Consider the following 13,365-nt stretch of genomic DNA (forward strand, 5'->3'; position numbering starts at 1 on the left):
TCCGAAATTACTAGAGCGCGAGCGCCTGGCGCAGTACCGCGATCGTTTCGGCCTGCTCGCGCTTCGAGATCGCCGCGTCCCGGATCAGCATCGAGCCGTGGAAAGTGCCTGGGAACAAATGCAATTCGACGGTCACGCCCGCGGCGAGCATGGCCAGCGCGTAGGCGACGCCCTCGTCGCGCAGGGGGTCGAAGTGCATGACCGAAACGTAGGCGGGCGGCAGGCCCGCCAGGTCGGTGGCGCGGGCCGGCGCGGCATAGATCGACACGTCCTCACCGCCGGCGCGGCCGGGGCCCAGGTAGCAGTCCCAGCTGACGATCGCCCGGGGGCGACTCCACAGCGGGGTGTCGGTGAACGCGGTCATGCTCGCGGTGGCCAGGCGGTCGTCGAGTTCGGGCACGGAAAGGAACTGGAAGGCGATGTGCGGGCCGCCGCGGTCGCGGGCCAGCAGCGCCAGCGCGGCGCCCAGCCCGCCCCCGGCGCTGGTGCCCTGAATGGCGATGCGCTGCGGGTCGATGCCCAATTCGTCCGCGTGCGCCGCCGTCCAGACCAGCCCGGCGTAGACGTCTTCGAGCCCACCGGGGAATGGGGTTTCCGGTGCCAGCCGGTAGTCGACCGACACCACGACCGCGCCGAGTTCGCGTGCCAGCGTGACGTTGGAGGCGTGTTCGGTGTCGAGATCGCCGGCGATGAACCCGCCCCCGTGGACGTGGTATATGGCCGCCGGAGCGCTGCGCCGTTCGGGCCGGTAGATGCGGATCGGCACCGCGGGATCGCCTTCGCGGCCCGGGATTTGGCGGTCCTCGATATGCACCCCGGTGGTGTCCGGCGGCGGGAACTGGGCGATCATCTCCGCCAGCGCCGCCCGGATGGCCAACGGGTCGTTGCCCGGGAGATCGGGCAGGAGGGGAACCACCGCGGCGATTTCCGGGTCGAAGGCGTAAGTGGTCATGTGTGCACTCCTGATCCGTCGGCGGCGACGTCGCTCATGCACTCTAGACTGGGCAGTCGTTCAAATCCGGCAACAGGGGAGTACTTCGTGCTGCGCAGCCACGCCGCTGGTTCGCTACGGGCTCGCGACGCCGGCCAGCAGGTGACGTTGGCCGGGTGGGTGGCCCGCCGCCGCGATCACGGGGGCGTCATCTTCATCGACCTGCGGGACGCGTCCGGCGTCGCCCAGGTGGTGTTCCGCGCCGCCTTGCAGGAAGGGCAGGCGCTGGCCCAGGCGCACCGGCTGCGCGCCGAGTTCTGCATCGCGGTCACCGGGGTGGTCGAGATCCGGCCCGAGGGCAACGCCAACCCGGAGATCGCGACGGGCGAGATCGAGGTCAACGCGAGCTCGCTGACCGTGCTCGGCGAGAGCGCGCCGCTGCCGTTCCAGCTCGACGAGCCCGCCGGCGAGGAGCTGCGGCTGAAATACCGCTACCTCGACCTGCGCCGCGACGGCCCGGCCGCGGCGATTCGGTTGCGCTCCAAGGTGAATGCCGCCGCGCGCGACGTGCTGGCGCGGCACGACTTCGTCGAGATCGAGACCCCGACCATCACCCGGTCGACGCCGGAGGGGGCGCGCGACTTCCTGGTGCCGGCCCGGCTGCACCCGGGCTCGTTCTACGCGCTGCCGCAGAGCCCGCAGCTGTTCAAGCAGTTGCTGATGGTGGCCGGGATGGAGCGTTATTACCAGATCGCCCGCTGCTACCGCGACGAGGACTTCCGCGCCGACCGCCAGCCCGAGTTCACCCAGCTCGACATGGAGATGAGCTTCGTCGACGCCGAGGACATCATCGCGATCTCCGAGGAGATCCTGGCCGCGCTGTGGGAGCTGATCGGCTACCGGCTGCCCACCCCGATCCCGCGGATCACCTACGCCGACGCGATGCGCCGGTTCGGCACCGACAAGCCCGACATGCGGTTCGGCCTGGAGCTCGTCGAGTGCACGGAGTTCTTCTCCGACACCACCTTTCGCGTCTTCCAGGCGCCGTATGTGGGCGCGGTGGTGATGCCCGGCGGGGCGTCGCAGCCGCGCCGCACGCTGGACGGCTGGCAGGAGTGGGCCAAGCAGCGCGGGCACCGCGGGCTGGCCTACGTGCTGGTGGGTGACGAGGCTTCCGGGGGTGAGCTGGGCGGCCCGGTGGCCAAGAACCTCAGCGACGCCGAACGCGACGGCCTGGCCGCGCACGTCGGCGCCAGGCCGGGGGACTGCATCTTCTTCTCGGCGGGCCCCCCGAAATCGTCGCGGGCGCTGCTGGGCGCCGCCCGCGACGAGATCGCCGCCCGGCTCGGCATGATCGACCCAAACGCGTGGGCGTTCGTCTGGGTGGTCGACCCGCCGCTGTTCGAGCCCGCCGAGGAGGCGGCCGCCGCCGGCGAGGTCGCGGTCGGCGCCGGGGCGTGGACGGCGGTGCACCACGCGTTCACCGCGCCCAAGCCGGGGCAGGAGGACGCGGTGGACAGCGATCCCGGCAGCGTGCTCGCCGACGCCTACGACATCGTGTGCAACGGCAACGAGATCGGCGGCGGCTCAATCCGTATCCACCGCCGCGACATCCAGGAGCGGGTGTTCGCGGTGATGGGCCTGGACAAGGCCGAGGCCGAGGAGAAATTCGGATTCCTGTTGGAGGCGTTCATGTTTGGCGCGCCGCCGCACGGCGGCATCGCGTTCGGCTGGGACCGGATCAACGCGCTGCTCTCCGGGGTCGACTCCATCCGCGAGGTGATCGCCTTCCCGAAGACCGGCGGCGGGGTCGACCCGCTCACCGACGCTCCGGCCCCGATCACCGCCCAGCAGCGCAAGGAGTCCGGAATCGACGCCAAGCCGGGTCAGTGATCGGGTTCGGTGTGCTTGCGCGGCTTATGCTTTCCGGGTCAGCACCGGCGCTTGATTGGGCGGTGCGATCGGCCGGTGGGGGTTCGTGCGGGCCGGCGCGGGGGTGACAACCACTGTGCCGTTGGTGCACGTGACCAGCTTGCCGCCGACGATGACGCCCTGGCCCTCGTCGATCGGGATGTCGTAGCCGTCCGGGTCGGTGTAGTGGCACCCGCCGCTCGGGCCGGTGGGCCCGTTGGGCTCGGCGTACGCGGTGGCCGGGGCCAACGCGACAAAGGCCAGCGCGCCGAACAGCGTGGCGGCGTACCGAAAGCGAGCCCGGGTGGTGTTCTTCATGGTGATCTCCTCAGGTCGTCGCGGCCCGTGTTGGGCTGCGTTCATCGACTAGGAGCAACCGGGAGCACCAAAATGGACACTTTCCGGAATAGACGCCCAGCCCAAGGGGGTTGACCAGGCATGACCCAAGGGATCCCGGACACCGCCACCATCAACGCGTTCAACAACGGCATCGTCGACGAGTTCCGCGCCAACGACGGAAAGGTCGGCGGCCAATTCGCCGACGCCAACCTGCTGCTGCTCACCACGACGGGCGCCAAGTCCGGCCGGCCCCGAACGTCGCCGCTGGCGTACTTCCGCATCGACGGCAAGCTGATCGTCATCGGGTCGTTCGCGGGCGCCCCCGTCAACCCGGCGTGGGTGCACAACCTGCGGGCCAACCCGCGGGCGCACGTCGAGGTCGGCTCGGAAGCGGGGATAGCCGAGTACGACGTGACCGCGCGCGAGCTGCCGGCGGCCGAACGCGACGCGCTCTTCGACAAGGTCGCCGCCGCGGCGCCGGGCTTCGCGGAGTACCAGTCGAAGACCACCCGGGTGCTCCCGCTGTTCGAGCTGCAAAAGACCTAGCTCGGCGGGGCTAGGCCGAGCGACACCGCGCGCGGTCGGGTAAGTAAGCCTGATGAGCACCTCGCTGTTCGCGCGGCCGTCCGCTGTGTACACCGCCGCGCTGGCGGGCCTGAAACGAGTGCGCGGCGTGTGGTTCACGCTGCTGCAGACCTCGGTGGCCGCGGGCCTGGCCTGGTACATCACCCACGACCTGCTGTCGCATCCGCAGCCGTTCTTCGCGCCGATCGCCGCCGCGGTGTCGTTGTCGGTCAGCAACGTGCTGCGCGCCCAGCGCGCCATCCAGATGATGATCGGCGTCACCCTGGGCATCGGGGTGGGCACCGCGGTGCAGGGGCTGCTCGGGCCCGGGGCCGTCCCCATCGCGGTCGCAGCGCTGATCGCGCTGCTGGTCGCGGTGTTCATCGGGCAGGGCTACATCGGCCAGGGAATGATGTTCGCCAACCAGACCGTCGTGTCGGCGATCCTGGTGCTGGCCCTGTTCCGCAGCGGCGTCGGCTTCGAGCGCATCTACGACGCGCTGATCGGCGGGGGCCTGGCCATCGTCTTCGCCGTGCTGCTGTTCCCGGCCGACCCGTTGCAGGTGCTGCGCAGCGCGCGGGTCGGGGTGCTGGGGACGCTGCGCGGGGTGCTGTCCCGCACCGCCGACATCGCCGCCGGCCGCGAAGCGCCCGCCCCCGACTGGCCGCTGTCGGCTGTCGACCGGGTGCACGAGCGGCTGGGCGGCCTGGTCCAGGCCCGAACCACGGCCCGCCTCATCGTGCGGACGGCGCCGCGCCGGTGGGGGCTGCGCGACGCCGTGCGGGCCGCCGATCACCAGGGCGTGCACGTGGCCCTGCTCGCCGGCTCGGTGCTGCAGCTGGCGCGCGCCGTCGCGCCCGGCGTCGGTGAACCCTTGCCGCCGGCCGTGCCGGCCGTGCTGGTCGACCTCGCGTCGGCCACGGCGCTCGCCGACTCGGATCCCGCCGGGGCGTGCGCCTACGCGGCCGCCGCGCGCCGTCACGCGTCAACACTGCACACCGGCGCCCGCGAGCGGACCGAGGTGGTGCTCGCCGACGTCGTCCAGGCCTGCCTGGACGACCTGCAACGGGTCATCGACCTTCGGCAGTGAGGCTCAGAACGAGCCGGTCAAAAACTCCTGGACCAGCTTCTTGGGCGCCTGTGTCAGCCAGGCCTCGGTGATCAGCTCCTCGAGGCCGCGGACCTCGATCTCGGCCAACCGGACCAGCACCGCCGGATAGCCGTCGAAGTGCGGGGTGGTGAAGTAGATGCCCGGCTCGTCGGCGATCAGCGCGAACTTGACGCCCTCGTCGGAAACCCGGACGCCGAGGATGTCGCCCTCGGGTGGCTGCACGCCGCCGGCCTCCAGCGCTTCGCGGTCGGACGGGCGCAGCGGCCGCTCCCACGCCAGCAATTTCTTGCCGACCCGCCAGTCGTGCGGTGACTGCTCGGAGGTGAGTGGCAGCTCACCAACGATGCGGGCGACGTCGTCCCACGTGGCCACACCTCGATTGTGCTCCGGATATGGTGCGCTTTGTGTCGTATCGGCCGGAGACGTCAGGAGGTGGGCGGTTGTCGTCCGAAGTGCAGGCCCCGGTCACCCGCCGCCATCGGGTCACGCACCGCACCGAGTACCGCTACTCCGACGTGGTGACCAGCTCCTACGGCCGGGGTTTCCTCACGCCGCGGGACTCGCTGCGGCAGCGTTGCGTCGCGCACCGGCTGGACATCGATCCCGCGCCCGCCGACATCTCCACCAGCCCCGACGCCTACGGCAACATCAGCTCCTATTTCCACGTCACCGAGCCGCACCACACCCTGACCATCACCAGCGACTCCATCGTCGACGTGTATCCGCTGGCACCCGAGATCTACACCAGCGGCCCGGCGGTGCGCCCGTGGGAGGAGGCCCGGCCGGCCGGGCCGGGGGGCGCGCTCGCGACCGAGTTCACCCTGGACCTCGATCCGCCCGAGATCACCGGCGAGGTGCGCGAGTACGCGGCGCCCAGCTTCGTGCCGGGGCGTCCGCTGGTCGACGTGCTGCGCGACCTCGCGTCGCGCATCTTCACCGACTTCACCTACCGGTCGGGGTCGACGACGATTTCCACCGGGGTCAAGGAGGTTCTGGCGGCCCGGGAAGGGGTATGCCAAGACTTCGCGAGGCTGGCGATCGCCTGCCTGCGGGCCAATGGTCTGGCGGCGTGTTACGTGTCGGGCTATCTGGCCACCGACCCGCCGCCGGGAAAGGATCGGATGATCGGTATCGACGCCACCCACGCCTGGGCCTCGGTGTGGACGCCGCGGGAGCCCGGCGAGTTCGAATGGCTGGGGCTCGACCCCACCAACGACCAGATGGTCGACCAGCGCTACATCGTGGTGGGGCGGGGCCGCGACTACGCCGACGTGCCGCCGCTGCGCGGCATCATCTACACCAACGCGGAGACCAGCGTGATCGACGTCGCGGTCGACGTGGTGCCGTTCGAAGGCGATGAGCTGGATGCGTGACTTCCACTGCCCCAACTGCGGCCAGCGCCTGACGTTCGAGAACTCCACCTGCCTGGCGTGCGGCAGCGCGCTGGGGTTCTCGCTGGACAACATGGCGCTGCTGGTGATCACCACCGGCGAGGAAGGCGACAAGCCCGGCTTCGTCTGCGCCAGCGACTACGAGCTGTGCGCCAATCGTCATCTCGCCGAATGCAATTGGCTGGTCCCGATCAACGGCCCCGGCGGCCTGTGCACGTCGTGCGCGCTGACCCTGGAACGGCCCAACGACAACGACGCCGACGGGCTGGCCGCGTTTGCGCGCGCGGAGGCGGCCAAGCGGCGGCTGGTTGCCGAGCTGCACGAGATGAAGCTGCCGATCGTGGGGCGCGACCGGGATTCCGACTACGGCCTGGGCTTTCGCCTGCTGTCCAGCGCGCACGAGAAGGTGCTGACCGGTCACGACAACGGCGTCATCACAATCGATTTGGCCGAGGGCGACGACGTGCACCGCGAACAGCTGCGGGTCGAGATGGAGGAGCCGTACCGCACCCTGCTCGGCCACTTCCGCCACGAGGTCGGGCACTACTACTTCTACCGGCTGATCACCCCGTCGAGCGACTACCTGGCGCGGTTCAACGAGCTGTTCGGCGATCCCGACGCCGACTATCAGGAGGCGCTGGACCGGCATTACAGCGAGGGCGCGCCGCAGGGTTGGCAGGAAAGCTTCGTGTCGTCGTATGCGACGATGCACGCCGCCGAGGACTGGGCCGAGACGTTCGCCCACTACCTGCACATCCGCGACACCCTGGACACCTGCGCCTGGTGCGGCCTGGCGCCGGCGTCGGCGACCTTCGACCGGCCGGCCTTGGGCCCCAGTGCATTTCGGAACATCATCGAGATGTGGCTACCGCTCTCGTGGTCGCTGAACATGGTGAACCGGTCGATGGGCCACGACGACCTGTATCCCTTCGTGTTGCCGGCGGCGGTGCTGGAGAAGATGCAGTTCATCCACACCGTGATCGACGAGGTGACCTCGGAGCTGCGCGGCGTTTCAGCGTGATCGAGTGTGAACCGTGGGCTTCGAGAGTGCGTCCAGGGCGGGAATTTTCGATGGATCCCGCCGTCAGCTCACTGTCAAAGCCCAGGGTTCACACTCGATCCCGGCGCGGCGGAGATAGTGCCGGTTAGGCCGGCATCACCCGGCGTTCGTCGCCGCCCCACAGCGGCTGGATGCCCTTCGGCAGGGCGAGCTGCGTCTCGGTGATCACCTCGGCCAGATCGCGCAGCGCGGCGTGGATCGCGGCGAGCAACTCGGCCAGCTCGGCGCGGCGGCCGTCGGCGATCTCCTCCAGCTCGGCGGGATGCGACCGGCGCAACAGCGTTCCGATCTCGTCGACCATCCGCTCCGGGCGCGACGACCCCGACGACCCGGGCAGGTCCTTGAGGTCGGCCCGCAGCCGCTCCAGCTGGTAGAGCAGCGAGCGCGGGTTCTGCGGGTCGAACAGCATCAGCTCGGTGACCGCGGCGACGCTGACCTTGCCGACCGTGCGGCGCCGGTAGATGACCGAGGATTCGCACGCGACCAGCGTGGACTCGATGATCGTCTGCTCGGCGGCGGCGCCGCGGACCGTGGTCAGCGTGGCCCCCAGCAGCGCCGTCAGCCACAGGCCGCGCTCGATGCGCTTGCCGATGTCCATCATCGTCCAGCCCACGTCGCGCACCATCGACTCGCCGGCGATGCCCGCCAGCGTCAGCATCCCGGCCAGCGTCTGCGAATGCGCCGACGCCAGCGCGGTGTCGGCGCGGGCCAACGACTGCGGCGGATCGGCCCGGTGCGCCAGCGCGCGCTCCACCCCGGCCAGCACCATCCAGGTGTCGTTGGACAACTGGTCGCGCACCGCCCTGGCGGCCAGCGCCAGCCCCTCCACCGACTGGACCAGGGAGCCCGACCGGTCGGCGTCCACGGTCAGCGACCACAGCGTCGAGGGGGCGATGGCGATCATCTCGGCGTGGTCGTTGTCGGCCCCGGTGTCGGTCCCGGTGATGCGGCCCAGCGCGGCCATCAGCACCGGCACGCATTCGCTTTCCTCGGTGTCCTGCTGGTGCCGGTAGACGTGGAAGCGGTCGCGGGCGACGATCAGCAGCCGGGCCATGTTCTCCGCCCGCTCGCCGTAGCGGCCCATCCAGAACAGGTCGGACAGCACCCGCGGCGAGCTCACCGCCCAGGTGCCCGCGGCGGTCTTCACCGGCGGCTCGACCACGGGCAGCGTGACTGCCTCGGCCCGGGCCCGCTCGGTCGGGCGCACCCAGACGTCTTTTGCCGCAACAGTTTTCAGCGTGTAGGCGGCGGGCCCGGGGGCCAGCACGTAGCCGACACCGCCGATCATCGGGGCGTAGCCGCTGCGCTGGGCGACGGTGAAAAGCCGCATCCCGATGCCCGCCGACGACAGCGCGCCGGCATGGTCGGTCGGGGCCGACGAGAACTGCGGCAGCTCCTGGCCGACCCACTGCCACGGCATGTCCTCGATCCGGGCCGCCAACTCGGTCAGCTGGGTCGACGAAAGCGTCGGCCCGACAAGGGTTTTCCCGCCGACCGTGGACTTGATCAACAGCGACGACAGGTTGGCCAGCAGATGCGAGCGTTCGGCGGCGATGCCGCCCCAGTAGACCGGCGCGGTGCGCAACAGCGGGGCCTCGCCGAGCAGTCGCTCGGCCAGCTCGGGCAGAAAGCGCAGCAGCCCAGGGCTTTCCAGGATGCCGCTGCCCAGGGTGTTGACCACGGTCACCGTCCCGCGGTGTTGCGCCTCCACCAACCCGACGACGCCCAGCCTGGAATCGGCGCGCAGGTCCAGCGGGTCGGTGTAGACCGCGTCGACCCGGCGCAGCACCACGTCGACCTGCTTGAGCGTGCCCAGCGAGCGCATCCACAGCTTGCCGTCGCGGACCACCAGATCCGCGCTTTCCACCAGCGGAAAGCCAAGCAGCGTGGCCAGATACGCCTGATCGAACGCGGTCTCCGAGTAGATGCCCGGGGACAGCACCACCACCACGGGGTCCTGGGCGACGTCGGGCGCCGCGTCGATCAGCGCCAGCCGCAGCGCCTGCGCGAACGGGGTGGTCGGCCGCGGCGCGATCCGCTCGTAGAGGTCGGGGATCGCGTGGGCGATGACGCGCCGGTCGGCCAGCGCGTAGCCGGCGCCCGACGGGGCCTGCGTCCAGTCGGCGTTGACCTGAAAGCTGCCGTCGCCCAGCCGGCTGACATCGGAGGCGTGCATGAAAAGCTGGTGGCGCCCGGGCACTTCGATGCCGGTGGCGGCGCGCACGTAGCCGGGATGGGCGAACACCAGCTCCGCCGGAAGCGCCCCGTCGGTGAGCAGGCTGCGGGGCCCGTAGAGATCGGCGAGCACGGCGTCCAGCAGGCGCGACCGCTGCACCAGCCCGGCCTCGAGCACCTCCCAATCCGCCGCCGAGAGCACGACGGGCAGCGTGTCCAGGCTCCAGGGCCTGGGCTCCAGGCCGTGCCCGTCGCGGCCGGGATCGACCTCGGTGTAGGTGATGCCGTCGTTGTCGATCAGGCTGCGCACCAGCGAGCGCAGCTGGTTGAGTCCGGCCCGGCCGCGCTCGGCGACGGTGTCGGCCAGCTCGGCCCAGGCCGGGCGCACGTTGCCGTCGTCGTCTACGAATTCGTCGTACCCGACCTGGGGGCCGATCCCCGGGCCGTGCCGCAGGTCGAACAGCGCCTCCTGCGCCCGCGCGGTCTGGTACCCGGCCAGCAGCCGGTCGGCGTCGTAGCGGGCCCCAGTTGTGGGGGTAACCGTCAGGAAATCCGGGGATGCCATTACTGCTGCACGGTACGCACGCGTCGCAGGTCGAGGATGCCCGGCGCGCCGATGTCGGTGGATATCCGGGCCTGCCTCTCCCGAAGGGCGGACAGGTCGAGCCGGCCCGGGGTGAAGCCGGTCGCCTCGAAGCGGCGGGCGCGCCGCGACTCGGCCTCGACGGCGTTGACGGGTGGCTCGTCGTAGGCACGCCCACCGGGATGGGCGACGTGGTAGGTGCACCCGCCGCGTGACGTCCCGGTGGCGAGGTCGACGAGCTCGAAGCGCAACGGGACGTCGGTGGCGATGGTCGGGTGCAGCGCGCTGGGCGGCTGCCAGGCCTTGAACCGCACCCCGCCGACGTGGATGTCGGGCTTGTCGGTGGCCAGCAGCGGCACCGGATAGCCGTTGCACGTCACCAGATAACGGTCGCGGTCGGCGCCGATGATGCGGATCTGGACGCGTTCCACTGACGAGTCGACGTAGCGGGCGGTGCCCGTCGCGGTGGCCTCCTCGCCGAGGGTGTTCCACGGCTCGATTGCCCCGCACAGCTCGATCTCCACGCCGTCGAAGACGGCGGTGCCGATGCGCGGGAAGCGGAACTCGGTGAACGGGTCCAGCCAGCTGGTCTCGAAGGCGATGCCGTGCGCGCGCAGGTCGCCGGCGACGTCGGCGATGTCGTGAATCAGGAAGTGCGGCAACAGGTATCGGCCGTGCAGGTTGGCGCCGTGGCGGATCAGCGGCGTGCGCAGCGGCTCGTCCCAGAACCACGCCACCAGTGAGCGCACCAGCAGCGACTGCACCATCGCCATGCGCAGGTGCGGCGGCATCTCGAAGCCGCGCAGCTCCAGCAGGCCGAGCCGGCCCCGCGGGCTGTCGGGGCTGTAGAGCTTGTCGATGCAGAACTCGGCGCGGTGCGTGTTCCCGGTGATGTCGGTCAGCAGGTGGCGCAGCGCGCGGTCGGTCACCCACGGTTTGGGCGCGCCGCCCGCCGAGAGACGCGCGATCTCCGCGAACGCGATCTCGAGCTCGTAGAGCGACTCGTCGCGGCCCTCGTCGACGCGGGGTGCCTGCGACGTGGTGCCGACGAAGCGCCCGGCGAACAGGTAGGACAGCGACGGGTGCCGCTGCCAGTAGGTCAGCAGCGAGACCAGCAGGTCGGGGCGGCGCAGCAGCGGCGAGTCCGCCGGCGTGACGCCGCCGAGCGTGATGTGGTTGCCCCCGCCGGTGCCGCCGTGGCTGCCGTCGACGTCGAACGACTCGGTGGCCAGCCGGGCCAGCCGGGCCTGCTCGTACAGGGTTTCCAGTTGCCGGTGCTGCTCGGCGAAACTGGCCGTCGGCGCGACGTTGACCTCGATGACCCCGGGGTCGGGCGCGATGGTCGTCGAGGCCAGCCGCGGATCCGGCGGCGGCCCGTAGCCCTCGATCACGACGGGGCAGTGGGCCTGCGCGGCCGCGGCCTCGACCCGCGCGATGAGGTCGACGAAGTGCTCCAGCGCCTCGGTGGGCGGCACGAAGACGCGCAGCAGCCCGTCGCGGACCTCGGCGACCATCGCCGTCGGCGGGGCGGAGTCGTCGGCGGTCACCACGGCGTCTGTCGACTCCGCCGACAGAACGCCGTCCACAGCGAGGGGATCGGCGTCGAACGTCGCGCGTGGCTCGCGCCAGCTGATCGAATCCAGCGGCAGCCGCAGGCCCGCCGGCGAGTCGCCCTCGAGCAGCACGATGCGCCCGCGGCGCAGCCGCCAGTCGGCGCTGGCCCAGCCCGAGCCGTCGTCGCGGCGGTGCAGCGGCAGCACGAAAGCGGCCGGGGCCGTGGCGGTTTCGTCGAGGCGCGCCAGCAGCGCGGCGCGGCCGGCGGCGGTGTCGGACGCAGGGTCGTCGCTCGCGGCCACCGGGTCGCCGTCGGGCAGGCGGACCTTGGCCGCCAGCCGGGCCAGCGGGTCCTCGTAGGCCGGCCGCACCTGGGACAGCGGCAGACCCAGGCCCTCGGCCACGCCGGCGAGCAGCTTGTAGGCCGCCTCGCCGTCGGCGGCCGCGGCTTTCGGATCGCCGGCCCACGGGTCGGCCAGCAGCGTGTCGTCGGCCCACAGCGGCCGCCCGTCGGTGCGCCAGTACAGCGCAATCTGCCAGCGCGGCAACGGCTCTCCCGGATACCACCTGCCCTGCCCACGCTGGATCAGCCCGCCGGGCGCCCACGCCGCCTTCAGCCGGGCGGCCAGCTCGGAGGCCCGCGCGCGCTTGTCCGGGCCGTCGGCGGCCGTCGTCCACTCCTCGTCGGATTTGTTGTCCACCGACACGAACGTGGGTTCGCCGCCGACGGTCAGCCGCACATCCCCGGCGGCCAGCCGCTCGTCGACGCGGCGGCCGACCGCGCAGATCGCCTGCCAGGCCTCCTCGGTGTAGGGCAGCGTGACGCGCGGGTCCTCGTGCACGCGGGTCACGGTGTTGGAGAACTCCAGCACCGATTCGCAGGGTTCGGTGCCGCCGCTGATGGGCGCCGCGGTGGCGGGATGCGGGGTGGCCGCCAGCGGGATGTGCCCCTCCCCGGCGAACAGGCCCGACGTCGGATCCAGCCCGATCCAGCCCGCGCCGGGGATGTACACCTCGGCCCACGCGTGCAGGTCGGTGAAGTCGGCGGCCGGCCCCGACGGCCCGTCGAGCGCCTCGACGTCGGAGGCCAGCTGCACCAGGTAGCCGGACACGAACCTCGCGGCCAGGCCGAACCGGCGCAGGATCGACACCAGCAGCCACGCCGAGTCGCGGCAGGAGCCGACGCCGCAGCGCAGCGTCGAATCCGGTGTCTGCACACCGGGTTCCATCCGCACGCTGTAGCCGACGTCGGCGTTGATCGCCCGGTTGAGCGCCACCAGGAAGTCGATGGTGCGGGTGCCGTCGGGAACCGAGAAGTTGTCCACCCAGGCCCGCACCAGCTCGCCCGGTCCCGCGCCGTCTTCGTCGACGGGCCGCAGGTACGGCTCGAGGTCCGCGGCCAGCGGTTTGGGGTAGGCCAACCCCCCGGCCGGCCACGTCTCGGCCCAGTCCTCGATGAAGAAGTCGAACGGGTTGATCACCTTCAGGTCGGCGATGAGGCCGACGGTGATGGTCAGCCGGCGCATGGGACTCGGAAACACAAGCCGGGCAAGGAAATTGCCCACCGCGTCCTGTTGCCAGTTGATGAAGTGGTCGGCCGGCTCGACGCGCAGCGAGTAGGCCTCGATGGGCGTGCGGGAGTGCGGCGCCGGGCGCAACCGCACCACGTGCGGATACACCTGCACCGGTCGATCAAAGGTGTAGCTGGTGCGGTGCTCCAGCGCCACTTTGATACCCATAACCGCT

10 protein-coding genes are annotated in these 13,365 nt (G+C 71.1%); 5 read left to right on the forward strand and 5 right to left on the reverse strand.

Features of this window, described 5'->3' with window-relative positions; genetic code table 11:
* Positions 1-10: 10 nt before the first annotated feature.
* Positions 11-952, reverse strand: a complete 942-nt coding sequence (locus AC5Y6X_RS08525; protein WP_499985835.1) for an alpha/beta hydrolase — start codon at positions 950-952, stop codon at positions 11-13.
* Between the two features lie 36 nt (positions 953-988).
* On the opposite strand from AC5Y6X_RS08525, the gene aspS reads away from it, so the two are divergent.
* Positions 989-2,824, forward strand: coding sequence for an aspartate--tRNA ligase (aspS, locus tag AC5Y6X_RS08530; RefSeq protein WP_499985837.1), 1,836 nt, complete (start codon positions 989-991; stop codon positions 2,822-2,824).
* Positions 2,825-2,848: 24 nt separating this feature from the next.
* On the opposite strand, the gene AC5Y6X_RS08535 is transcribed toward aspS, so the two are convergent.
* Positions 2,849-3,160, reverse strand: coding sequence for a hypothetical protein (locus AC5Y6X_RS08535; protein ID WP_324681800.1), 312 nt, complete (start codon positions 3,158-3,160; stop codon positions 2,849-2,851).
* A 120-nt stretch (positions 3,161-3,280) separates the two neighbouring features.
* Between AC5Y6X_RS08535 and AC5Y6X_RS08540 the strand changes: the two genes are divergently transcribed.
* Together AC5Y6X_RS08540 and AC5Y6X_RS08545 are read left to right on the forward strand one after the other, a co-directional pair.
* Positions 3,281-3,727, forward strand: coding sequence for a nitroreductase family deazaflavin-dependent oxidoreductase (locus AC5Y6X_RS08540; protein WP_499985838.1), 447 nt, complete (start codon positions 3,281-3,283; stop codon positions 3,725-3,727).
* A gap of 52 nt (positions 3,728-3,779) precedes the next feature.
* Positions 3,780-4,835, forward strand: a complete 1,056-nt coding sequence (locus tag AC5Y6X_RS08545; RefSeq protein WP_499985840.1) for an FUSC family protein — start codon at positions 3,780-3,782, stop codon at positions 4,833-4,835.
* Between the two features lie 3 nt (positions 4,836-4,838).
* Here AC5Y6X_RS08545 and AC5Y6X_RS08550 read toward each other — a convergent pair whose 3' ends face one another.
* The gene (locus AC5Y6X_RS08550; protein ID WP_324681807.1) at positions 4,839-5,228 is read right to left on the reverse strand and encodes an MmcQ/YjbR family DNA-binding protein; all 390 of its coding nucleotides are present in this window, start codon (positions 5,226-5,228) and stop codon (positions 4,839-4,841) included.
* A 20-nt stretch (positions 5,229-5,248) separates the two neighbouring features.
* On the opposite strand from AC5Y6X_RS08550, the gene AC5Y6X_RS08555 reads away from it, so the two are divergent.
* Both AC5Y6X_RS08555 and AC5Y6X_RS08560 read left to right on the forward strand, forming a co-directional pair.
* A complete protein-coding gene (locus AC5Y6X_RS08555; RefSeq protein WP_499985842.1) occupies positions 5,249-6,229 on the forward strand; it encodes a transglutaminase family protein in 981 nt (326 codons plus the stop codon).
* On the forward strand, positions 6,222-7,268 hold the full coding sequence (locus AC5Y6X_RS08560; RefSeq protein WP_499986474.1) for a zinc-binding metallopeptidase family protein: 1,047 nt from the start codon (positions 6,222-6,224) through the stop codon (positions 7,266-7,268). The genes AC5Y6X_RS08555 and AC5Y6X_RS08560 overlap by 8 nt, the downstream gene beginning before the upstream one ends.
* Positions 7,269-7,392: 124 nt before the next feature.
* Here the strand turns inward: AC5Y6X_RS08560 and AC5Y6X_RS08565 are convergent, their stop codons facing one another.
* Both AC5Y6X_RS08565 and AC5Y6X_RS08570 read right to left on the reverse strand, forming a co-directional pair.
* The gene (locus AC5Y6X_RS08565) at positions 7,393-10,047 is read right to left on the reverse strand and encodes a circularly permuted type 2 ATP-grasp protein (protein ID WP_499985844.1); all 2,655 of its coding nucleotides are present in this window, start codon (positions 10,045-10,047) and stop codon (positions 7,393-7,395) included.
* A complete protein-coding gene (locus AC5Y6X_RS08570; protein ID WP_499985846.1) occupies positions 10,047-13,358 on the reverse strand; it encodes a transglutaminase family protein in 3,312 nt (1,103 codons plus the stop codon). Before AC5Y6X_RS08570 ends, AC5Y6X_RS08565 begins: the two co-directional genes overlap by 1 nt.
* Positions 13,359-13,365 lie beyond the last annotated feature (7 nt).

Source organism: Mycobacterium sp. NGS26, from assembly GCF_059813025.1.